General features: G+C 72.6%; 19 protein-coding genes and 1 tRNA gene. 14 read left to right on the top strand and 6 right to left on the bottom strand.

What is annotated here, in order from left to right; translation table 11 throughout:
• The first annotated feature begins 96 nt into the window (after positions 1-96).
• From AOM07_RS01195 to AOM07_RS01155, 9 genes are all read left to right on the top strand, one after another.
• The gene (locus tag AOM07_RS01195; protein ID WP_062310546.1) at positions 97-453 is read left to right on the top strand and encodes a GntR family transcriptional regulator; all 357 of its coding nucleotides are present in this window, start codon (positions 97-99) and stop codon (positions 451-453) included.
• Positions 450-1,337: an ABC transporter ATP-binding protein gene (locus AOM07_RS01190; RefSeq protein ID WP_062310543.1), complete on the top strand. Its 888-nt coding sequence runs from the start codon at positions 450-452 to the stop codon at positions 1,335-1,337. The genes AOM07_RS01195 and AOM07_RS01190 overlap by 4 nt, the downstream gene beginning before the upstream one ends.
• Positions 1,337-2,098, top strand: coding sequence for a hypothetical protein (locus AOM07_RS01185; RefSeq protein ID WP_062310540.1), 762 nt, complete (start codon positions 1,337-1,339; stop codon positions 2,096-2,098). Before AOM07_RS01190 ends, AOM07_RS01185 begins: the two co-directional genes overlap by 1 nt.
• Before the next feature lie 284 nt (positions 2,099-2,382).
• On the top strand, positions 2,383-3,378 hold the full coding sequence (locus AOM07_RS01180) for an ABC transporter substrate-binding protein (protein ID WP_062310538.1): 996 nt from the start codon (positions 2,383-2,385) through the stop codon (positions 3,376-3,378).
• A 107-nt stretch (positions 3,379-3,485) separates the two neighbouring features.
• Entirely contained in the window at positions 3,486-5,021 is a 1,536-nt protein-coding gene (locus tag AOM07_RS01175; protein WP_062310534.1) for a sugar ABC transporter ATP-binding protein, read from the top strand.
• Positions 5,018-6,082: an ABC transporter permease gene (locus AOM07_RS01170; protein WP_062310529.1), complete on the top strand. Its 1,065-nt coding sequence runs from the start codon at positions 5,018-5,020 to the stop codon at positions 6,080-6,082. Before AOM07_RS01175 ends, AOM07_RS01170 begins: the two co-directional genes overlap by 4 nt.
• A complete protein-coding gene (locus AOM07_RS01165; RefSeq protein ID WP_062310527.1) occupies positions 6,079-7,101 on the top strand; it encodes an ABC transporter permease subunit in 1,023 nt (340 codons plus the stop codon). The genes AOM07_RS01170 and AOM07_RS01165 overlap by 4 nt, the downstream gene beginning before the upstream one ends.
• Before the next feature lie 55 nt (positions 7,102-7,156).
• On the top strand, positions 7,157-8,674 hold the full coding sequence (locus AOM07_RS01160) for a sugar ABC transporter ATP-binding protein (RefSeq protein WP_062310525.1): 1,518 nt from the start codon (positions 7,157-7,159) through the stop codon (positions 8,672-8,674).
• A gap of 2 nt (positions 8,675-8,676) precedes the next feature.
• A complete protein-coding gene (locus AOM07_RS01155; protein WP_062310522.1) occupies positions 8,677-9,696 on the top strand; it encodes a LacI family DNA-binding transcriptional regulator in 1,020 nt (339 codons plus the stop codon).
• 4 nt (positions 9,697-9,700) lie between these two features.
• Here AOM07_RS01155 and AOM07_RS01150 read toward each other — a convergent pair whose 3' ends face one another.
• The 3 genes from AOM07_RS01150 to AOM07_RS01140 all read right to left on the bottom strand — a co-directional run bounded on the left by AOM07_RS01150 (position 9,701) and on the right by AOM07_RS01140 (position 12,260).
• A complete protein-coding gene (locus tag AOM07_RS01150) occupies positions 9,701-10,810 on the bottom strand; it encodes an NADH:flavin oxidoreductase/NADH oxidase (protein WP_062310520.1) in 1,110 nt (369 codons plus the stop codon).
• Positions 10,811-10,924: 114 nt separating this feature from the next.
• Positions 10,925-11,524 (bottom strand): TetR/AcrR family transcriptional regulator, encoded by a 600-nt coding sequence (locus AOM07_RS01145; protein ID WP_062310517.1) that lies wholly within the window; start codon positions 11,522-11,524, stop codon positions 10,925-10,927.
• A 10-nt stretch (positions 11,525-11,534) separates the two neighbouring features.
• Positions 11,535-12,260: a TetR/AcrR family transcriptional regulator gene (locus tag AOM07_RS01140; RefSeq protein WP_062310514.1), complete on the bottom strand. Its 726-nt coding sequence runs from the start codon at positions 12,258-12,260 to the stop codon at positions 11,535-11,537.
• Between the two features lie 112 nt (positions 12,261-12,372).
• Between AOM07_RS01140 and AOM07_RS01135 the strand changes: the two genes are divergently transcribed.
• Positions 12,373-13,065, top strand: a complete 693-nt coding sequence (locus AOM07_RS01135; RefSeq protein WP_062310511.1) for a DUF4386 domain-containing protein — start codon at positions 12,373-12,375, stop codon at positions 13,063-13,065.
• 57 nt (positions 13,066-13,122) lie between these two features.
• On the opposite strand, the gene pntB is transcribed toward AOM07_RS01135, so the two are convergent.
• Positions 13,123-14,529, bottom strand: a complete 1,407-nt coding sequence (gene pntB, locus AOM07_RS01130; RefSeq protein ID WP_062310507.1) for a Re/Si-specific NAD(P)(+) transhydrogenase subunit beta — start codon at positions 14,527-14,529, stop codon at positions 13,123-13,125.
• Positions 14,529-16,088 (bottom strand): Re/Si-specific NAD(P)(+) transhydrogenase subunit alpha, encoded by a 1,560-nt coding sequence (locus AOM07_RS01125; RefSeq protein WP_062310505.1) that lies wholly within the window; start codon positions 16,086-16,088, stop codon positions 14,529-14,531. Before AOM07_RS01125 ends, pntB begins: the two co-directional genes overlap by 1 nt.
• Before the next feature lie 246 nt (positions 16,089-16,334).
• Here AOM07_RS01125 and AOM07_RS01120 point away from each other — a divergent pair, with 246 nt between their 5' ends.
• Positions 16,335-17,018 (top strand): hypothetical protein, encoded by a 684-nt coding sequence (locus AOM07_RS01120; RefSeq protein ID WP_062310504.1) that lies wholly within the window; start codon positions 16,335-16,337, stop codon positions 17,016-17,018.
• A gap of 5 nt (positions 17,019-17,023) precedes the next feature.
• On the opposite strand, the gene AOM07_RS01115 is transcribed toward AOM07_RS01120, so the two are convergent.
• Positions 17,024-17,096 (bottom strand) — tRNA-Arg (locus AOM07_RS01115).
• 117 nt (positions 17,097-17,213) lie between these two features.
• Here AOM07_RS01115 and AOM07_RS01110 point away from each other — a divergent pair.
• The 3 genes from AOM07_RS01110 (at position 17,214) to AOM07_RS14875 (ending at position 20,757) form a co-directional block, all read left to right on the top strand.
• Positions 17,214-17,591 carry a VOC family protein gene (locus AOM07_RS01110; protein WP_062310503.1) on the top strand — a complete coding sequence of 126 codons (378 nt, stop codon included), beginning with the start codon at positions 17,214-17,216 and terminating at the stop codon, positions 17,589-17,591.
• A gap of 83 nt (positions 17,592-17,674) precedes the next feature.
• Positions 17,675-19,267, top strand: a complete 1,593-nt coding sequence (locus AOM07_RS01105) for a dynamin family protein (protein ID WP_062531098.1) — start codon at positions 17,675-17,677, stop codon at positions 19,265-19,267.
• Positions 19,264-20,757 carry a GTPase gene (locus AOM07_RS14875; RefSeq protein ID WP_169748104.1) on the top strand — a complete coding sequence of 498 codons (1,494 nt, stop codon included), beginning with the start codon at positions 19,264-19,266 and terminating at the stop codon, positions 20,755-20,757. Before AOM07_RS01105 ends, AOM07_RS14875 begins: the two co-directional genes overlap by 4 nt.
• The last annotated feature ends 92 nt before the right edge of the window (positions 20,758-20,849 follow it).

Genomic DNA, 20,849 nt, shown 5'->3' with positions numbered 1-20,849 from the left:
CACCTTACCGACGGGCGCCGACCGAGGGCTTGACAGCGCACCGCGTGCATGATTGGTTAGTTAGTGAAGTAACTAACCAGACAACCGGGAGGGCGCGTGGACGACGGCCGGCCGATCTTCCAGCAGATCGCGGAGCAGCTCGAGGCGCGGATCCTCGACGGCTCGCTGCCGGAGGAGTCGCAGGTGCCGTCGATCAACGAGCTCGCGGCCTTCCACCGGATCAACCCGGCGACCGCCCTCAAGGGCGTCAACCGCCTGGTCGACGACGGCACCCTCTACAAGAGGCGGGGGATCGGGATGTTCGTATCCGAGGGGGCGCGGGCGCGGCTGCTCGCCGCGCGCCGCGAGACGTTCCGCGACGAGCACGTCCGACCGCTCGTCGCGAGGGCCGCGACGCTCGGGCTCACGCCCGCGCAGCTCGCGGACATGATCAGGAAGGAGGCGGGGGAGTGACAGCCATCATCGAGGCCCAGGGCCTCAGCCGCCGGTTCGGCGACGTGCACGCCGTCGACGACGTCAGCTTCGCGGTCGAGGAGGGGTCCGTCTGCGGCCTGCTCGGCCGCAACGGCGCGGGCAAGACCACGCTGATGAACCTCGTCACGGGCCAGGACTTCGCGAGCGCCGGGACGGTCCGCGTGCTCGGCGAGGACCCGGTCGAGAACGCCCGCGCGCTCACCCGCGTGTGCTTCATCAAGGAGTCGCAGAGCTACCCGGACGCGTACCGCGGCCGCCACGTGCTCGCGATGGCCCCGCACTTCTTCCCGCACTTCGACGCGGCGCTCGCCGAGCGCCTCGTCGAGGACTTCGGGGTGCCGGTGAACCGCATGGTGAAGAAGATGTCGCGCGGGCAGCGCTCGGCGATCGGCGCGATCGTCGGGATCGCGTCCCGCGCGGAGCTCACGCTCCTCGACGAGCCCTACGCGGGCCTCGACGCGGTCGCGCGCCACATCTTCTACGACCGGCTGCTCGAGGACTACGCCGCGCACCCGCGCACCATCCTCCTGTCGACCCACCTCATCGACGAGGCCGCCGACCTCCTCGACCACGTCCTCGTCATCCACGAGGGTCGCATCGAGATCGACGCGGACACCGAGGAGCTGCGCGGCTCCGCCTCGACGCTGGTCGGCCGCGCCGCCGACGTCGAGGCCTTCGTCGCGGGTCGCGACGTGCTCGCCCGCGAGCACATCGGCGGGATCGCGTCGGCGACCGTCGCCGGCCTCGGCGCCGACGACAAGGCGCGCGCCGCATCGTCCGGCCTCGAGGTGACGCCGGTCTCGCTCCAGCAGCTCATCGTGCGCCGCACCGGCGGCGCATCCCACCGTGAGGAGGTGGCGTGATGGCCGCCGTCGCCGCCCCCGTCCGTCCCGAGGCCCTCGTGCCCGCCGGGCGCCGCGTGTGGAACGTCGTGCGCCTGCACGTCGCGAACCCGTGGCCGTCCGTGATCCTGCCGTGGATCGTGCTCGTCTCGATCCACGCGCTCACGTGGTCGATCTGGGCGATCATCAGCCACTACGCCGGGCCGGGGATCGAGGAGGACGCGTTCCGCTACGCCGGGGGAGTGAGCTGGCTGGTCATCTACATGATGATCATCGCGATCCAGGCGATGAACGCGGGCTTCCGCTTCGCGCTCGGCTTCTCCTCGACGCGGCGCGACTACTACCTCGGCACCGTCGCGTTCTTCGCGATGATGGCCGTGGTCTACGGCGTCGGGCTCGGGCTGCTCGCGCTGCTCGAGCGCGCCACCGACGGCTGGGGCATGAACGGCTCCTTCTACGCACCCGCGTACCTCTACGACGAGCCGTTCGCGGTGGTCGCGTTCCACTACGTCGCGCTCTACCTGCTCTTCACCACGATGGGCTGCCTCGTCGGCGCGCTGTTCGTGCGGTGGCGGGCCAACGGCCTCTACCTGTACTTCGGCGCCCTCGCGCTCGCGGTCGTCGCGCTCGTGTGGTGGCTGCTCGACGCGGGCTGGGGTGCCACGGTGGACTTCTTCACCGCGAACCCGCTCGCGGTGGTGATGGCGTGGACGCTGCCCGTGAGCCTCGCGTTCGCGGCCGTCGGCTGGCTCGTGCTGCGGCGGGCGCCCGCGCGCGGCTGAGCCGCTCGCCTCCACCGGGCCCGCGCATCGTCCCTCCAGGCGACGATGCGCGGGCCCGTCGCGTTCACCCCGGCAGAGTGAGCATTCACATCCGGCGGGGCGCGTCCCGGCCTGAGAGCGCGACCATCAGCGTGCCGCTGTTACAGAAACGTGACCGTTGCGCACTTGTGAGGGTTCACATTGTGAGCGCTAATATCCAAAGCACGGGGTCCTTCGCGGGGCTCCGGGGGCAACGCGCTCGAGAACCGGCAAGGACGCCGGACCAGAACAGGGAGGTTCTGAGAATGAAGAAGCGTTTTCTTTCCACCATCGCGATCGCGGGCGCCGCAGCCATGGCGCTCACCGCGTGCTCGTCCGACTCGGATGCCGGGTCGAGCGACGCAGCGGACGGCGGCGGTGGCGGCGACGTCATCACGGTCGGCTTCGCGCAGACCGGCTCGGAGTCCGGCTGGCGCTCCGCGAACACCGAGTCCATGAAGACCGCGTTCTCCTCGGAGAACGGCTTCGAGCTCGTCTTCAACGCCGCGGACAACGACACGGCCGCGCAGATCGCGGCGGTGCGCTCGTTCATCAACCAGGGCGTCGACGCGATCGTGATCGCGCCGATCGTCGAGGACGGCTGGGACGACGTCCTCCAGGAGGCGTCGGACGCCGGGATCCCCGTGATCCTCGAGGACCGCACGGTCTCCGCGTCGGAGGACCTCTACGCGGCCTGGATCGGCCTCGACTTCGAGCAGGAGGGCGTCACCGCGGGCGAGTGGGCCGCGGCGGAGTTCGGCGACACCGAGACCAACATGGTCGTGCTCGAGGGCACCACGGGCTCCGCGCCCGCCAACGACCGCGCGACGGGCTTCGACTCGGCGATCGAGGGCACGATGATCACCAAGATCGACTCGCAGACCGGCGACTTCACGCGTGACGGCGGCAAGTCCGTGATGGAGGGCTTCATCCAGAACTACGGCGTCGACGGCATCGACCTCGTCTACGCGCACAACGACGACATGGCGCTCGGCGCCATCGAGGCGATCGAGGCGGCCGGCGCGGTGCCGGGCGAGGACATCAAGATCATCTCGATCGACGCGGTCCACGACGGCATGCAGGCCCTCGTCGACGGCAAGATCAACTACATCGTCGAGTGCAACCCGCTGCTCGGCGACCTCGTCGCCGCGGCCGTGACCGGCGTGGTCAACGGCGAGGACGTGGAGGCCGTGCAGTACGTCGAGGACCTCGCGTTCGACCAGGCGGCGGCCGAGGAGGCGCTGCCGGACCGCAAGTACTGATCCCAGCGATCACGACCTTGCAGGGCAGGGACACCGTTCGGGGGGCCGGCGCCAGCCGGCTCCCCGGACGGGCCCCCGCGACAACCCGAGCCAGAAAGCTGCCCACCATGCCTGCGGACACCGAGGTCCCCCCGATCGTCGAGATGCGCGGAATCACCATCCGCTTCCCCGGCGTGCTCGCCCTCGACAACGTCGACTTCACCCTCCGGCCCGGCGAGGTCCACTCCCTCATGGGGGAGAACGGCGCCGGCAAGTCCACCCTCATCAAGGCGCTCACGGGCGTCTACGCGATCGACTCCGGCACCATCGCGGTGGCCGGGGAGCGGCGCACCTTCCACACCGCGGCCGACGCCCAGGAGGCCGGCATCTCGACGGTGTACCAGGAGGTCAACCTCTGCGCCAACCTCACGGTCGGCGAGAACGTCATGCTCGGCCACGAGCCCCGCCGCGGCGGCGGGATCGACTGGCGCGCCACCCAGAAGGAGGCGGCGCGGCACATGGAGAGCCTCGGCCTCGCCATCGACCCGCGCTCGATGCTGTCGAGCCACTCCATCGCGATCCAGCAGCTGGTCGCGATCATCCGGGCGATGGTCCTCGAGGCCAAGGTGCTCATCCTCGACGAGCCGACGTCCAGCCTGGACCGCGGCGAGGTCGAGCAGCTCTTCGAGGTGATCCGCGACCTGCGGTCCAAGGGCGTCGCGATCCTCTTCGTGTCCCACTTCCTCGACCAGGTCTACGAGATCTCGGACCGCATCACGGTGCTGCGCAACGGCACGCTCGTGGGCGAGCACCTCATCGAGGAGCTGCCGCGCGACGCGCTGGTGACCAAGATGATCGGTCGCGAGCTCGAGGACCTCGCCACGCTGGAGAAGTCCTCGCACCGCGCGATCGACCGCTCGGGCACCCCGGTCGTGCGGGCCGAGGGCCTCGGCAAGCGCGGCGTCCTCGAGCCCGCGGACCTCGAGGTCTACGAGGGCGAGGTCGTCGGCATCGCCGGGCTGCTCGGGTCCGGCCGCACCGAGCTGGTGCGCCTGCTGTACGGCGCGGACCGCCCCGACGCGGGTCAGGTCGAGGTCCAGGGCGCGCATGCGAAGGTGCACTCGCCGCGCCATGCGATCGACCAGCGGATCTCCTTCTCGTCGGAGAACCGGCGCGCGGAGGGCGTGGTCGCGGACCTCACCGTCGCGGAGAACATCGTGCTCGGCATGCAGGCGCGGCAGGGCTGGGTGCGCAAGGTCCCCAAGAAGGACCAGGACGCCGTCGTCGCGGAGTACATCGAGGCGCTGGGCGTCCGCCCGGCCAACCCTCAGGCGCTCGTCGGCAACCTGTCCGGCGGCAACCAGCAGAAGGTGCTGCTCGCCCGCTGGCTCGCCACCGCGCCCCAGCTGCTGATCCTCGACGAGCCCACGCGCGGCATCGACGTCGGCGCCAAGGCCGACATCCAGAAGAAGGTCTCCGAGCTGTCGTCTCAGGGACTCTCCGTCATCTTCATCTCCTCCGAGCTGGAGGAGGTGCTTCGATTGGCGCAGCGCGTCGCGGTGATGCGCGACCGCAGGAAGATCGGCGAGCTCGACTCCACCCAGGTCGATCTCGACGGGCTCATCGACTACATCGCCAACGCCGGCGAAGGGAGCGCGGCATGAGGTCCATCTGGAGGCACCGGCTGTTCTGGCCGGTCGTGGCGCTGCTGACGCTCATCGCGGTCAACTCGATCGCCCGCCCCAACTTCATCAAGTTCAGGGTGCGCGACGGCGAGCTCTTCGGCGCGATCATCACGATCCTGCGCGACAGCGCGCCGCTCATGCTCGTCGCGCTCGGCATGACGATCGTCATCGCGACGCGCGGCATCGACCTCTCGGTCGGCGCGATCATGGCCGTCTCGGGCGCCGTCGCGCTCACGATCATCGACAACTCCGGCGACGCGGGCAACCTCGGCGTGGTGCTGATCGCGGTGGTCGCGGCGCTGCTCGTCTCGCTCGTGCTGGGCGTGTGGAACGGCTTCCTGGTGTCGGTGCTCGGGATACAACCGATCATCGCGACGCTCGTGCTCATGCTCGCCGGGCGAGGCGTCGCGCTGCTCATCACCGGCGGGTTCATCACCACGGTCAACTCGGAGCCGTTCTCGTTCATCGCCACCGGGTACCTGTTCGTGCTGCCGTTCGCGTTCTTCATCTCGGTCGCCGCGATCACCGTGATCGGGCTCGTCGAGCGCCGCACCGCGCTGGGCGTGCTCACCGAGGCGGTCGGCATCAACCCCGAGGCGAGCCGCCTCGCGGGCGTGCGCTCGCGCGGCATCATCTGGGGCGCGTACATCGTCAGCGGCACGCTCGCGGGCCTCGCGGGCATCCTCTACGCGTCGAACATCCGCGCCGCCGACGCGAACGCCGCCGGCGTGTTCATCGAGCTCTACGCGATCCTCGCGGTCGTGCTGGGTGGCACGTCGCTCAACGGCGGCAAGTTCTCGATCGCGGGCACGGTCATCGGCGTGCTCATCATCCAGACGCTCGACTCGACCATCCTCTTCCTCGGCGTCCCGTCCGCGCAGAGCCCGGTGTTCTTCGCGATCGTCGTGGTGGTCGTGGTGGTGGTGCAGTCGCCGCGGATCAGGAACGCGATCGGGAGGATGTCCCGGTCGAGGCAGCCCAAGGCGGCGGCGGTCGAGCCGCCGGTCGAGGACAAGCAGAAGGCCGAGGTGACGCGATGACCGCGATGGCGACCCGGATCCAGGAGCGTGCCTCCGGTCCCTCGTTCCTCCAGACGTTCCTCAGCCGTCACGGCGGCATGATGCCGACGTTCGCGGCCGTGGGCATCCTGCTGCTGCTGTTCGTCGGGGCGGAGATCTTCCTGCGCGGCGACTTCATCACGCCGCGCAACATCTCCGCGCTGCTGCTCGACAACGCCTACCTGCTCGTCCTCGCGGTCGGCATGACGTTCGTGATCCTCACGGGCGGCATCGACCTCTCGGTCGGCTCGGTCATGGCGTTCTCGGGCATCCTCGGCGCGAAGCTGCTCGCGGACGGCGTGCCCGCCGTCGTCGCGGTGCCCGCGATGCTCCTCGGCGGCGCCGCGATCGGCCTCATGATCGGCATCCTCGTCCAGTACTTCGACGTGCAGCCGTTCATCGCGTCGCTCGCGGGCCTGTTCCTCGGGCGCGGGCTCGCGTACGTGGTCAGCCTGTCCTCGATCAAGGTGGAGGAGAGCTCGCTGCTGTGGCTCCAGTCGACGCGCATCCGCCTCGGCGACTGGTACATCACCCCGACCGGTCTCATCGCGCTCGGCACGGTCGCGATCGCCGCGTTCGTGCTGCACCTCACCCGCTTCGGGCGCACGGTCTACGCGATCGGCGGCAGCGAGCAGTCCGCGCGCCTCATGGGCCTCAAGGTGGCGCGCGCGAAGGTGGGCGTGTACGTCATCAGCGGCCTCTGCGGCGGCCTCGCGGGGCTCGTGCTCACCGCGTACTCGGGCGCCGGCTACCCGCGCAACGGCATCGGCACGGAGCTCGATGCGATCGCCGCGGTCGTCATCGGCGGCACGATCCTCACGGGCGGGCGCGGCTACGTGATCGGCTCGATGATCGGCGTGTTCGTGTACGGCACGATCAAGACGATCATCTCGTTCATGGGCGCGGAGCAGTCCTGGATGCAGATCATCGTGGGCGCGCTGCTGCTGCTCTTCATCGTGGTGCAGAGGGCCATCGTGGCCCGGTCGGAGGGTCGACGTTAGCGGTCTGCCAGCCGCGTCGACCGTTGCACCTCGTCCCTGCCCTGATAATGGGGCGGTGGACGAGGTGCGGCCGTTGCTGGAGCTCACCGGCGCGACGGTGCGCTTCGGTGCCGATGCCGCGCTGGACCGCGTCGACTTCCGGCTGTTCCCCGGCGAGGTGCACTCGCTCATGGGGGAGAACGGCGCCGGCAAGTCGACCCTGATCAAGGCCATCACGGGCGCGCTGCCGCTCGACGCGGGAGAGCTGCGGCTCGAGGGCGACCACGTCGCCTTCGCGAGCCCGCACGAGGCCCAGGCCGTCGGCATCAGCACCGTGTACCAGGAGATCGAGGTGCTGCCCAACCTGTCGGTGGCGGAGAACATCTGCCTCGGGCGCGAGCCCCGCCGCGCCGGCGTCATCAGCGTGCGCCTCATGCAGGCCCGGGCGCGGGAGATCCTGCTCGACCTGGGCCTCGACATCGACCCCGCGTCGATGCTCGGCCAGCACTCCGTCGCGGTCCAGCAGCTCGTCGCGATCGCCCGCGCGATCTCCACCGACGTGCGGATCCTCGTCCTCGACGAGCCGACGTCGAGCCTCGACCTCGACGAGGTCGCCGAGCTGTTCCGCGTCATCCGCGACCTCAGGTCGCGCGGCGTCGCGATCCTCTTCGTGTCCCACTTCCTCGACCAGGTCTACGAGATCTGCGACCGCGTCACCGTGCTGCGCGACGGCGCGTTCGTGGGGGAGTACCTCACCACCGAGCTGCTCCGCATCGACCTCGTCCAGAAGATGCTCGGCCGCGACATGGCCGACCTCAAGGAGCGCGAGCACACGGACGATGCGGCGCCCGAGGCGGCCGTCGTGCTCGAGGCGCGCGGGGTGACGGCCGCGCACGGCATCGCCGACGCCGACGTGGACCTCGGCGAGGGCGAGGTGCTCGGCGTCGCGGGCCTGCTCGGCTCCGGGCGCACCTCGCTCGCGCGCGCCCTCACCGGCGTGAACCGGCCGCACGCGGGCATCATCCGTATCGAGGGCGCCGGGGTCCACCTCGACTCGCCGCGCCGCGCGATGTCCCTCGGCGTCGTCTACTCGTCCGAGGACCGCCGCCGCGACGGCATCGTCGCGGAGCTCAGCGTGCTCGACAACATCACGCTCGCGCTCCAGGCCGAGCGCGGCGTGCTGCGGCAACTGCCCGTCGCCCGCCGCCGCGAGCTGGCCGCGAGCTGGGTCGAGGCGCTCGACATCCGCCCCGCCGACCTCGACCGGCCCGCCGGAACGCTCTCCGGAGGCAACCAGCAGAAGGTGCTGCTCGCGCGGCTGCTGGCGCTGTCGCCCCGGGTGCTCGTGCTCGACGAGCCCACGCGCGGCATCGACGTCGGCGCGAAGGTCGAGATCCAGAACCTCGTGGGCGAGCTCGCGGACAACGGCATGTCGGTGATCTTCATCTCCGCCGAGCTCGAGGAGGTGCTGCGGGTGGGCGACCGCGTCGCCGTGGTCCGCGACGGCCGCATCGTTCGCACCGCGCCCGCCGGGGCCCTGTCCGCGGACGCCCTGCTCGCGCTCGTCGCGCAGCCCGACGAGGACGGCGAGTAGGCATGCCGGAGGACAAGGGCGCGAAAGCCGCGAACATCTTCGACGTCGCGCGGCTCGCGGGCGTGTCCCACCAGACGGTGTCGCGCGTGCTCAACGGCATGCCGAACGTGCGCCCCGCGACCAAGGAGCGCGTGGAGAAGGCGATCGCGCAGCTGCACTACAGCCCGTCGCCGGCCGCGCGCGCCCTCGTCACCCGGCGCACGCGCACCATCGGCCTGCTGACGCCGTCGGTGACCGACCACGGCCCCGCGGCGATCGCGATGCACGTCAACCTCGCCGCGCGCGAGGCGCGGTACAGCGTCGACGCGGTCAGCGCGCCGGAGAACGACGCGGCCGTGGTGCGCGCGGGCATCGAGGGGCTGCTGCGCCAGCGCGTCGACGCGATCGTCGTGGTCGTCGCGCAGATGGCCGCGCTCGAGGTCGTGCGCGGCCTCGACCTCGGCATCCCCGTGGTCGCGGCCGCCTCGACGCCCCACCGCGACCCGCGCATCGTCTCGATCGACCAGTACCGCGGCGCCCGCACCGCCGTGCGGCACCTCGCGGAGCTGGGCCACACGAGGATCCTCCACATCGCGGGTCCGGTCGACGCGCCGGACGCCGCCGAGCGCGAGCGCGGCTGGCGCGACGAGCTCGCGGCCCGCCGCCTCGAGGTCGTCGAGCCCGTCGTGGGCGACTGGACGGCCGCGAGCGGCTACCGGCTGGGCGTCGAGCTCGACGTCGAGCCCGGGCAGGCGATCTTCGTCGCGAACGACCAGATGTCGATCGGCCTGCTGTCGGCGCTGCGCGGGCGTGGGCTCCGGGTGCCCGAGCACGTGAGCGTCGTGGGCTTCGACGACATCCCCGAGGCCGGCTACCTCTACCCGCCGCTCACCACGGTGCGCCAGGACTTCGAGGCGCTCGGGCGGCTCGTCATGCAGAAGGTGCTCGTCGCGCTCGAGGAGCACGCCGCCGACACGTCGGACACGCCGATCCCTACGCAGCTGATCGTGCGCGGGTCCACGCGCGCGGTCGACGGCGCGTAGCGGCTCAGGACTCCGCGGCGGCGAGCGCGGGGCGGCTCCTGAACGCCGCGCGGCGGTACTGCGCCGGCCAGTAGTCGATCTCCGCGCCCAGCTCGTGCGCGGCGCGCAGCGGCAGGTGCGGGTCGCGCATGAACTCGCGGCCCACGAACACCGCGTCCGCCTGGCCCGATGCGACGATCGCCTCGGCCTGGCGCGCGTCGACGATCTGGCCCACCGCGGTGGCGGCGATGCCGGAGCGCTCGCGGATCGCGGTCGCGTGCGGCACCTGGTAGCCGGGCGCCACGGGGATGCGGGCGTCCGGCACGAGGCCGCCGGTGGAGGTGTCGACGAGGTCCGCGCCCGCCTCGCGCAGCCACCGGGAGACGGTGACGGTGTCGTCGAGCGTCCAGCCCTCGGGCTCGCGCCAGTCGGTCGCGGACACGCGCACGAAGACGGGCACGTCGGGGCCGGCGACCTCGCGCACGCGGCGCACCACGTGCAGCAGCAGGCGCGCCCGGCCGACGAGGGGGCCGCCCCAGCGGTCCTCGCGCGTGTTGGACAGCGGCGACAGGAACTGGTGGAGGAGGTAGCCGTGCGCGGCGTGCACCTCGAGCACGTCGAAGCCGGCCTCGAGCGAGCGGCGCGCGGCGTCGCCGAACGCGTCGACGACCGCGGCGATGCCGTCCTCGTCGAGGGCGACCGGCGCCTCGTACGCGCCGAAGGCGATCGCGGACGGGGCCACCGTGGTCCAGCCGCCCTCGCTCGCCGGGACCGTGCCCTCGCCGCTCCACTCGCGGTAGCTCGAGGCCTTGCGGCCCGCGTGCGCGAGCTGGACGGCGGCGAGCGCGCCCTGGCCGTGGATGAAGCGGACGATGCGCGCCCACGCGTCGCGCTGCGCGTCGTCCCAGATGCCGGTGTCCCACGGGGAGATGCGGCCCTCGGGCGACACGGCGGTCGCCTCGGTCATGACGAGGCCCGCGCCGCCGCGGGCGAAAGAGCCGAGGTGGACGAGGTGCCAGTCGTCGGGCATGCCGTCCCGCGCCTCGCACGAGTACTGGCACAGCGGGCTCACCCACAGGCGGTTGCGCGCCTCGACGGCGCGGAGGGGCAGGGGTGAGAACAGTGCAGACGTCATGCGCTTCCTTCGACGGGGGTGACCGGTCCCATCATCGCGGGTGCCGGTGGGAGCGAGAACACCCGGAGGTCCCGGGGGATTCCTGCACGGGGTGCGGTAGGGCGAGTGCGGTGCTCAGGCGCGCGCGACCGCGAACCACAGCGGCGGGATGAGCGACAGCAGCGCGTCGACCGCCTCGGCGGGGTCGTGGGGGGCGGGCGTGTTGAGCCACGCGCGCAGCGCGCCCGCGGTGCCCTGGCCGACGAAGGCCGCGGCCATGGCGACGCGGGTCGCCTCGGGGCCGCTCTCCGGCGTGCCGTGGGTGCGGGCGAGGGCGCCGAGGCTGACCTCGACGTGGTTGGCGAGCAGCGTGGCGAGCACGGATCCGCGCGGGTCGTCGGCCGCGGTGAGGCCCTGGCGGTACACCGCCTGGTGCGCGAGCACGTGGTCGACGAGCGTGAGCTCCGAGGCGCGCCAGATCTGCTCGACGTCCGCGGCTCCGTCCTCGACCCGGCCGAGGAAGTCGCCGCGGATCGCGTCGAGCTCGCGCTCGAGCACCTGGGCCAGCAGCGCGGCGGGGGAGGTCGCGTGGTTGTAGAAGGTCGCGCGGGTCACGCCGGCGAGGCGCGCCACCTCGGTCACGGTCACCCGCTCGATCGGGCGCTCGGCGGCGAGCGCGAGGATCGCGTCGGCGAGCGAGTCGGCGCTCCGTGCGAACCGCGGATCGGTGGTCACAGGGGCCAGCCTAGCCCCCCGCACCTGCGGAGACGCCTCCCCAGGGGGTCCAGCCGCGCTCATCGAGCCGCTCCGTGCCGTCGAGGATGAGGTCGAGCGCGAACGCGAACTCGAAGTCGTCGTCGCATCCGGCGCCCACCGTCGTGTCGGGGTCGTGGCCCGCGCTCATCGCGGACTCGAGCACCGCGGGCCACCGCGCCGCCATCGCCGCCATCGCGGCGGCGATCTCGTCGGGGTCCGTGGGAGGCGGCCCCGACGCGCCGACCTCCTGCGTGAAGCCCCAGATGCGGCTGCCGAGCGCGTGCATCGCGTGGTGCGTGAGCTGCGGAGAGACGCCGCCGCTGCGCAGGATCCGCAGCATCGCCTCCATGTGGTCGAGCATGGCCGGCGTGGGGGCGGGTCGGGTCTCGAGCGCGCGCCACGCCCACGGGTGGCGCTGCAGGGCGCGGCGCGTGTCGAGCACGCGGGCGCGGGCGGCGGCCTTCCACGCGGCGCCGGGCTCCTCCGGCGGGGGAGGGACCTCGGCCAGCACCGTCTCGACCATGCCGTCGAGCAGCGCCTCCTTGTCGCGGACGTGCTTGTACAGCGCCATCGGCACGACGCCCAGCCGGTCCGCGAGCGTGCGCATGCTCAGCCCGTCGAGCCCGGCCTCGTCGGCGAGCGCCACCGCCTCGTCGAGCACGCGCTCGCGGGTGAGGCGCGGCCGCCGGCCGCCGGGGTGCTCGGGCTCGGGCATGGGATCTCCTCGTCGTGACCTCTTGACGGTGTACGTCATACACCTTACTGTGAACGCGTCGAAGGTGTACGCCGTACACCTCGCGTTCACCGCAGCTTCGAAGGGGAGTCCCATGCACACCGATCGCCGCCTCGCCGCCCTCGCCGGCGCCCTGTACCTCGTCACCCACGTCACGTCCGTCGGCGCCGTCGTCCTCTACGGCCCGATGGTCACGGACGACGCGTGGCTCGCCGGCACCGGCTCGGGCACGCCGCAGCTCGTCGGCGCGCTGCTCGACGTCGCGCTCGCCGTCGCCGCGCTCGGCACGGGGCTCTTCCTGTTCCCGTTGCTGCGACGGCACGCCCGGGTGGGCGCGCTGTCCTACGTGGCGCTGCGCGGGCTCGAGGCGGGCGTCATCCTCATCGGCGCGACCGCCGTGGTCGCCCTGGTCGCGCTGCGCGACGCGGGGGAGGCGGCCGGCGCCGCGGGCCTCGCGCTGCGCGAGCTCTACTCGGGCACGTTCCTCGTGGGCGCGGGCCTCGTGGTCGGCGTCCACACCGTGGTGCTCGCGTCGGTGCTGTGGCGCCTGCGCGCGGTGCCGCGCTGGATCCCGGCGGTCGGCATCGCGGGCGCCGTGCTCGTGACGGCGTCCAACCTCACCGTGATGTTCGGGCTCCAGGGCGAGATCACCACCGCCCGTTCGCTCGCGGCCGTCCCGATCTTCGTGTGGGAGATCAGCCTCGCGATCACCCTGCTCGTGCGCGGGCTGCGCCTGCCGGCCGAGGCGCCCGCCGCATCGTCCCCCCGCGAGACCGTCGCGGCCTGAACACGCGCGAGGGCCCGGATCCCGTCGTACGGGATCCGGGCCCTCGCCCTGCCGGAGCTAGACCGCGGCGCCGTCGCGCGAGCGCAGCTCCGTGAGGATCGCCTCGACCTGCGTCTTGGCGTCGCCGAAGAGCATCGCCGAGTTGTCGCGGAAGAACAGCGGGTTCTGGACGCCCGCGTAGCCGGTGGCCATCGAGCGCTTGAAGACGATGCACTGCTCCGCCTTCCACACCTCGAGCACCGGCATGCCGGCGAGCGGCGAGCCCGGGTCCTCGAGCGCGGAGGGGTTGACCACGTCGTTGGCGCCGATGACGAGGACCACGTCGGTGTCCGGGAAGTCCTCGTTGATCTCGTCCATCTCGAGCACGATGTCGTACGGCACCTTCGCCTCGGCGAGCAGCACGTTCATGTGGCCGGGCAGGCGGCCGGCGACCGGGTGCACGCCGAAGCGGACCTCGACGCCCTGGTGGCGCAGCATCGAGACGAGGTCCGCGACCGGGTACTGCGCCTTCGCGACGGCCATGCCGTAGCCGGGGACGATGACGACGGACTTGGCTCCGGCGAGGAGCGAGGCGACCTCGGGGGCCTTGACCTCGCGGTGCTCGCCCTGCGGTCCCTCGGAGGTCGTGGTGCCGCCCTCGGCTCCGAAGCCGCCGAGGATGACCGACAGGAACGCGCGGTTCATCGCCTTGCACATGAGGTACGAGAGGATCGCACCGGACGAGCCGACGAGCGCGCCGGTGACGATGAGCAGGTCGTTGCTCAGCATGAGGCCCGCCGCGGCGGCCGCCCAGCCGGAGTACGAGTTGAGCATCGACACCACGACCGGCATGTCGCCGCCGCCGATCGCGGCGACCAGGTGGAAGCCCAGCAGCAGCGCGATCGCGGTCATGAGGAGCAGCGGCACGATGCTGTCGGTGGCGAGGTACCAGGCGAGGAGGCCCGCGCTCGCGACGAGCGCGGCGAGGTTGAGCCAGTTGCGGCCGGGCAGCGTGAGCGGGCGCGACTTCATGCGCGCGGACAGCTTGAGGAACGCGACGATCGAGCCGGTGAGCGTGACCGCGCCGATGAGGACGCCGAGGAAGACCTCGATCTGGTGGACCGGGTCCGCCTCCTCGGTGAGGTGCGAGTTGAAGCCGACCAGCACCGCGGCGGCGCCGACGAAGCTGTGGAGCATCGCGATGAGCTCGGGCATCTGCGTCATCTCGACGGTGCGGGCGCGCCACGTGCCGATCGCGGCGCCGATCGCGAAGACCATCGCGATGAGCAGGGCCGTGACGAGCACGGGACGCTCGGACTGGTCGAGCGCGAGGACCACGGTGGCGGCGAGCGCGAGGCCCATGCCGACCATGCCGAGGATGTTGCCGCGGCGCGCCGTCTCCTCCTTGGCCAGGCCCGCGAGGGACAGGACGAAGAGCACGGCCGCGACCACGTAGGTCGCCTGGGCGAGCGAGGTGAGGGTCATCACGCGTCCTTCCGGAACATGCCGAGCATCCTGTAGGTCACCAGGAAGCCACCGAAGATGTTGATGCTGGCCACGGCCGCGGCGACGAACGCGAGCGTCGACACCACCGCGTCCTCCGAGCCGATCTGCAGCAGCGCGCCGACGAGGATGATGCCGGAGATGGCGTTCGTCTGGGACATCAGCGGCGTGTGCAGCGAGTGCTTGACGTTCGAGATCACGTAGAAGCCCACGATGACCGCGAGGGCGAACACCGTGAGGTGCTGCACCGTCGCGGAGTCCGCGAACGACAGCAGCACGAGCGCGCCCACCGCGCCGGCGCCGTACAGCCAGTTCCGGCGGCGGGCCTTGCGCTCCGCGGCGGCGGCCTCGGCACGCGCCTTCTCGGCGAGCTCCTCCTCGCTGGGTCCCTGCGCGGCGGACGCGGCGGGCGCCGCGGACACGGACACCGGCGGCGGCGGCCACATGATCTCGCCGGCGTGCGCGACGGTCATGCCGCGCTGGACCGGGTCCTCGAGGTCGAGCACCATCACCCCGTCCTTCTCCGGGGTGAGGAGCTCCATGAGGTGGACGATGTTGGTGCCGAACAGGGTCGACGTGTGGCGCGGCATGCGGCTCGTGAGGTCCGTGTAGCCCACGATCGTCACGCCGTTGTCGGTGACGATGGTCTCGCCCGGCACGGTGAGCTCGCAGTTGCCGCCGCCCGAGGCGGCGAGGTCGACGATGACCGAGCCGGGGCGCATGCCCGCGACCACGTGCGCCGTGATCGTCGTGGGGGCCGTGCCGCGCACGAGGGCGGTGGTGATGACGACGTCGGCGCGCGCGGCCTCGGCGGCGTACACGCGCATCGCCGCGGCCTGCTGCTCCTCGGTGAGCGGCTTGGCGTAGCCGTCGGCGCTGATCTCCTGCTGCGCGTCGGCGGCGTGCACGAACGTGCCGCCCATCGACTCGATCTGCTCGGCCACCTCGGGGCGCACGTCGAACGCGCGCACCTGGGCTCCGAGCGAGCTCGCCGCGCCGATCGCGGCGAGGCCGGCGACGCCGGCGCCGATGACGAACACGGTGGCGGGGGCGGTCTTGCCGGCCGCGGTCACCTGGCCGGTGAACATGCCGCCGTAGGTCTCCGCGGCCTCGATCACGGCGCGGTAGCCGGCGACGTTCGACAGCGTCGAGAGGACGTCGATGGCCTGCGCGCGGGAGATGCGGGGGACGGCGTCGAGGGCGAGGGCGGTCGCGTCGCGCTCGTTGAGGGCCGCGAGCAGCTCGGGGTTGGACTGCGGCGACATCATCGACACGACGGTCGTGTTCTCGCGCAGGCGCCACACCTGCTCCTGGGTGGGGGCGTTGACGCACGTGACGATGTCCGCGCCCCACGCGGTCTCGGCGTCGACGAGCGCGGCTCCGGAGGCCGCGTACTGCTCGTCGAGGAAGCTCGCGGACGTGCCCGCGCCCTTCTCGACCTCGACCTCGTAGCCCAGCTTGATGAGCTGGGCCACCGACGCCGGGCTCGCCGCGACCAGCCTCTCGCCCTCTCGCGTCTCCGCGGGGACTCCTATGCGCATCGTCCATCCGTCCCGCGCATCCCGGCGGGGGCCGTGACGCGCTTGTCTCGGTCGACCCACGGAAGGACTGCCGCCGACACGGGCTGCGGGTCGAGCTCGTGATTGCCTCCTCGCAGGCTAGTGGACGGCATCGGTCCTGATCTGGGACCTGTGCACGGTGATGGTCCCGGATTCGCGCGTCGCGCGTCCGCGTGTGGCCCGGGCGTGGCGGCCGCATCATGGAGGGAGGGGGTCGAGGAGGTCGCCATGGGAGCCGGACCGCGTCGCGGGTCGCGGCCCCCGGGCGTCGGCGTCGTGCCGGCGCTCGAGGGCGCCGGCCTCATCGCGCTGCACCTCGCCGCGACGCCGCTCGTCGGCGACGGGCGCCTCCGCTGGGGCACGGTCGGCACCGAGGCGACCGACGAACTGCCGGGCGACGCGCTCGTGCCCGAGCCGAAGTGGTCGTACACGCTCGGGGTGGGCGTCGCGGCGCCGCCCGAGGCGGTGTGGCCGTGGATCGCGCAGATCGGGCAGGGCCGCGGCGGGTTCTACTCGTACCAGACGCTCGAGAACCTCATCGGCTGCCGCATCGTCAACACCACCGAGGTGCTGCCGGAGCACCAGCACCCCGCGGTCGGTCAGGAGATCCGCCTGCACCCGGACGCGCCGCCGATGCGGGTCGCCGTCGTCGACCCGCCGCACGCGCTCGTGCTCGCCGGCGCGCCGGCGGACCTCGCCGCGGAGGAGAGCGGGGGAGCGGTGACGTGGCAGTTCGTCGTCCGGGCCGACGCCGGCGGCGGGAGCCGGCTGCTCACCCGCGGCCGGTACGACCACACGTCCGACTGGCGAGCCCGGCTCGGTTTCGGCCGCTTCCCGCTCGAGGCGATCGTGTTCGTGATGAGCCGGCGGATGATGCTCGAGATCGCGCGGCTCGCGGAGGGCGGGGCCTGAGCGGGCGCCCCCGGCTGGATTCGAACCAGCGACCTGCGGATTAGAAGTCCGATGCTCTATCCACTGAGCTACGGGGGCGGGCGGCCGGAGCCGCGCACCTAGGTTACCGGCGCCGGCCCGCGCCACCCGCGCATCGTCCCTTGGCACGGCCCGCGCCCCGGGATACCGTCGAGGGAGTCACGCGAGGGGGCCGCGATGGACTGGAAGCTCGAGGTGGTGCTCGTGCCGGTCGCCGACGTCGACCGTGCGCGCGACTTCTACGTGGACAGGCTGGGCTTCGTGCTCGACCACGACGTCACGCCCGCGCCCGGGACGCGCTTCGTGCAGCTGACCCCGCCCGGATCCGCGTGCTCGATCGTCATCGGGACGGGGATGCCGCAGTCGCCGCCGGGCTCCCTGAAGGGCCTCCAGCTGGTCGTGGACGACATCGAGGCGGCGCGCGACGCGCTGCTGGCGCGCGGCTTCGACCCGGGAACGCCCGTGGTGATGTCCCCGCGGGACGGCGGCACGTTCCTCTACTTCTCCGACCTCGACGGCAACGGATGGGCCGTGCAGCAGTACCGGGGCGGGTGAGCGGGGCGACGCGCGCCCGTGCCGCCTGGTAAGTGACCTCCGCGCTACCCTTGTCGCATGTTGCGGAACGGGTGCGTCGTCGCATGAGCATGCGACCCATCAAGACGTGGTCGTATCCCGGCAACCTCTTGGACGCCCTGGTCGACACCCGCCGCGTCGTGGCGGGTGTCCAGCTGCCGCTCCCCGTCGCCGGCGTCGAGGACGCCCGCGCGACCATCCAGCGGATGCTCGACCAGCTCGACCACCACCTCATCCCGCGCGTGCGCGAGGAGGCGTCGCCCGCGATCGTGGTCGTCGCCGGATCCACGGGCGCCGGCAAGTCGACCGTGGTGAACGCGCTGGTAGGCGAGGACCTCACGCCGTCGGGCGTGCTGCGCCCCACCACCCGCGTGCCGCACCTGTTCCACCACCCGCTCGACACCTCGGTGCTGTCGGACGTGGCCAAGCGCGCCAAGGTCATCGCGACCGAGGCGGTGCCGCGCGGGCTCGCGCTCGTCGACTCGCCCGACCTCGACTCGATCAGCGGCGAGAACCGCGAGATCGCGCACACGATGCTCGAGGCCGCTGACCTGTGGATCTTCGTCACCACGGCCGCGCGCTACGGCGACGCGGTGCCGTGGGAGGCGCTGCGCGCCGGAGCGGACCGCGGCGCGTCGATCGCGGTGGTGCTCAACCGCGTCACCGTCGACGTGGCGGCCCAGGTGCGCCGCGAGCTGGTCGACCGGCTCGCCGAGGAGCACCTCGAGACCCTGCCGCTCTTCGTCATCCCCGAGGCGCCCAACCGCCAGTCGATCGTGCCGCGCGACGTCGTCGGCGGGCTCGGCCGCTGGCTCGACTCCGTCGCCGCCGCCTCCGCCACCACCATCGTCGAGCGCACGCTGCACGGCGCGGCCGAGTCGCTCAAGGAGTGGCTCGAGACCCTCGCCGAGGCGATGGACGACCAGTCCGCCGCCGCCAAGGACGTTCGCGGGGAGGTGCGCCGCGCCGCCGCTCAGGTCTCGCACGAGGGCGGCGAGCGCTGGTGGGAGAGCATCCCCACCGGCGCGCTCACCGCGCGCTGGCAGCAGGCGACGTCCGACGGCGGCGCCCTCTTCAAGCTCCGCAACAGCGTGTGGGTGCGCCGCGGCCACGCCCGCGAGCAGCGCGACGAGGTGCTGCACGCGATCTACCGCGACCTGCTCGAGGCCGTCGAGTCGCGCCTGGTCTTCGCCGCATCGTCCGTCGCCGAGGCGATGGAGGACGCGCTGCGGCGCGCCGAGACCGGCGTGGGGCCGTGGCTCGCGGAGCGGCGCGACCCGCGCGATGCGCGCCAGGCGCGCGAGCGCCAGGCCGCGGACGCGTCGCGGCGCTGGGTGCACCGCTGCCAGGAGATCGTGCTCGCGCTGCCCGGTGTCGAGCACGGCATCCAGGTGATCGGCGAGCCCGGGCTCACGACCGCCCTGGCGAGCGCCGCGCTCGGCATCGAGGAGGCCCGCACGGTGCTCATGATCCTCACCTCGCCGCAAGCCGTCGGCGCCGCGGTGGACGAGGCGCGCGAGGAGCTCGACGGGGCGCGGCGCCACTGCGTCAACCGGGAGTCCCTCGACATGATGCGGCCCACCGACATCCCGTCGCTCATGCCCGACTCGTCCGCGAAGATCCGCCTGCGGCGCGCAGAGCTGAGGGGGCTGCTGTGAGCGTGAGCTTCGAGGACGTCCCCGCGCACGACGAGACCACCGTGCTGCGCGAGCGCGTCGACCGCCTGCGCTCGTCCCTCGACTGGGCGCGCGAGGCGATCCCGGTCGCGATCCGCGACGAGCTGCACGCCGCCGTCGACCGCTGCGACGAGCGGCTCCACCTGGGCATCGACTGGACCGTCGTGGCGCTCGCGGGCGGCACCGGCTCCGGCAAGTCGACGCTGTTCAACGCCCTCGTCGGCGTCGACTTCGCGGTGCCGGGCGTCGCGCGTCCCACCACCTCCGACGTCAGCGCCTCCGTGTGGGGCCCGGAGCGCGCCGACGCGCTGCTCGACTGGCTGGGCGTCGCGCCCGACCGCCGCCTGCGCCGCTTCGACGCCATGGGCACCACGCCGGACCCCGCGCTCGCTGGCCTCGTGCTGCTCGACCTGCCGGACCACGACTCGGTCAACCCGCACAACCGCGAGGTCGTCGACCGCATCGTGCCCCAGGTCGACCTGCTGCTGTGGGTCGTCGACCCCCAGAAGTACGCCGACAACGCGATCCACGAGGGCTACCTCAAGCAGACCTCCGTGACCGGCCAGCCGTCGCTCATGGTGCTCAACCACGTCGACCGGCTCACCACCGAGGAGGGGTGGGAGGTCGCGCGCGACCTCCAGCGCCTGCTCGCGCTCGACGGCATGCATTCCGTGCCCGTGATGCCGGTGAGCGCCCGCACGGGCCAGGGCGTCGACGTGCTCCGCGCGGAGCTCGAGGGCGCCGTGCAGGCGCGCTCGGTGGCCGCCGACGCCGTCGCCGCGGACCTCGTCGCCGCCGGCCGCACGCTCGAGCGGGCGCTCGCGCGCGACGCCGAGCCGGTGCTGCCCGACGTGTCCGAGCTGGTCGCGGCGCTCGCCGCCGCCGCCGGCGTCGACGCGCGGGCCGAGGCGGCCGCGGCCGTGGTCGCGGGCCGGTCGTCATCCGTGCCCACGCAGGAGACGATGCGCCTCGAGGTGGTCGACCGCGAGCGGCTGGACTGGATCGACGCGGCCTCCGAGGGGCTGCCCGTGCAGTGGCGGATCGTCATCGGCGAGGCCGTCGCGCCCGCCGGGGAGCTCACCGCGCTCATCGACGCGGCGCTGTCCGACGTCGCGTGGCCCGAGGCGCGGCACGCGTCGTTCGGCCGGCGGCGCTCGCGCGCGAGCGCGATGGAGAAGGAGATGCTCCAGCTCGGCCGCGACGCCGTGCACGCCGCGATCGAGCCCGGCATCGTGCGACCCACGCAGCTGATCCACCAGGCGTACCGCAACCTCGACGAGCTCACCGTGATCGCGCGGGCCTCGGCCCCGGCCGGCGCGGGGGAGCCCGAGGAGCCGGTCGTCGAGCCCGAGATCCTGCACGCGGAGGCGGGCGAGGTCGAGGAGGAGGAGCACGCGCTCCCCGCCGACATCTGGGCGCCGGTCCACGAGGACCACCACGAGCGGCACGACCGCCACCGCCACGAGGGCTGAGGCTCCGCCCTCCGGCCTCCTGCGGCTCTCGCGTCTCTCGCGGCACCGGCCGCGCCCGGCCAGGGCCGATGTCCCCGGCGCCCCGCCACCCG

The sequence above is a fragment of the Demequina rhizosphaerae genome (assembly GCF_000971255.1).
GTDB classification, from domain to species: domain Bacteria; phylum Actinomycetota; class Actinomycetes; order Actinomycetales; family Demequinaceae; genus Demequina; species Demequina rhizosphaerae.
This window is presented reverse-complemented; position numbering and strand designations above follow the sequence as displayed.

What these genes read in the sequence shown, in the direction of transcription:
- AOM07_RS01185 (WP_062310540.1), top strand. Translation starts at nt 1,337, where the DNA reads ATGGCCGCCGTCGCCGCCCCCGTCCGTCCCGAGGCCCTCGTGCCCGCC.
- AOM07_RS01180 (WP_062310538.1), top strand. Translation starts at nt 2,383, where the DNA reads ATGAAGAAGCGTTTTCTTTCCACCATCGCGATCGCGGGCGCCGCAGCC.
- AOM07_RS01175 (WP_062310534.1), top strand. Translation starts at nt 3,486, where the DNA reads ATGCCTGCGGACACCGAGGTCCCCCCGATCGTCGAGATGCGCGGAATC.
- AOM07_RS01170 (WP_062310529.1), top strand. Translation starts at nt 5,018, where the DNA reads ATGAGGTCCATCTGGAGGCACCGGCTGTTCTGGCCGGTCGTGGCGCTG.
- AOM07_RS01165 (WP_062310527.1), top strand. Translation starts at nt 6,079, where the DNA reads ATGACCGCGATGGCGACCCGGATCCAGGAGCGTGCCTCCGGTCCCTCG.
- AOM07_RS01155 (WP_062310522.1), top strand. Translation starts at nt 8,677, where the DNA reads ATGCCGGAGGACAAGGGCGCGAAAGCCGCGAACATCTTCGACGTCGCG.
- AOM07_RS01150 (WP_062310520.1), bottom strand. Translation starts at nt 10,810, where the DNA reads ATGACGTCTGCACTGTTCTCACCCCTGCCCCTCCGCGCCGTCGAGGCG.
- AOM07_RS01140 (WP_062310514.1), bottom strand. Translation starts at nt 12,260, where the DNA reads ATGCCCGAGCCCGAGCACCCCGGCGGCCGGCGGCCGCGCCTCACCCGC.
- AOM07_RS01135 (WP_062310511.1), top strand. Translation starts at nt 12,373, where the DNA reads ATGCACACCGATCGCCGCCTCGCCGCCCTCGCCGGCGCCCTGTACCTC.
- pntB (WP_062310507.1), bottom strand. Translation starts at nt 14,529, where the DNA reads ATGACCCTCACCTCGCTCGCCCAGGCGACCTACGTGGTCGCGGCCGTG.
- AOM07_RS01125 (WP_062310505.1), bottom strand. Translation starts at nt 16,088, where the DNA reads ATGCGCATAGGAGTCCCCGCGGAGACGCGAGAGGGCGAGAGGCTGGTC.
- AOM07_RS01120 (WP_062310504.1), top strand. Translation starts at nt 16,335, where the DNA reads ATGGGAGCCGGACCGCGTCGCGGGTCGCGGCCCCCGGGCGTCGGCGTC.
- AOM07_RS01110 (WP_062310503.1), top strand. Translation starts at nt 17,214, where the DNA reads ATGGACTGGAAGCTCGAGGTGGTGCTCGTGCCGGTCGCCGACGTCGAC.
- AOM07_RS01105 (WP_062531098.1), top strand. Translation starts at nt 17,675, where the DNA reads ATGAGCATGCGACCCATCAAGACGTGGTCGTATCCCGGCAACCTCTTG.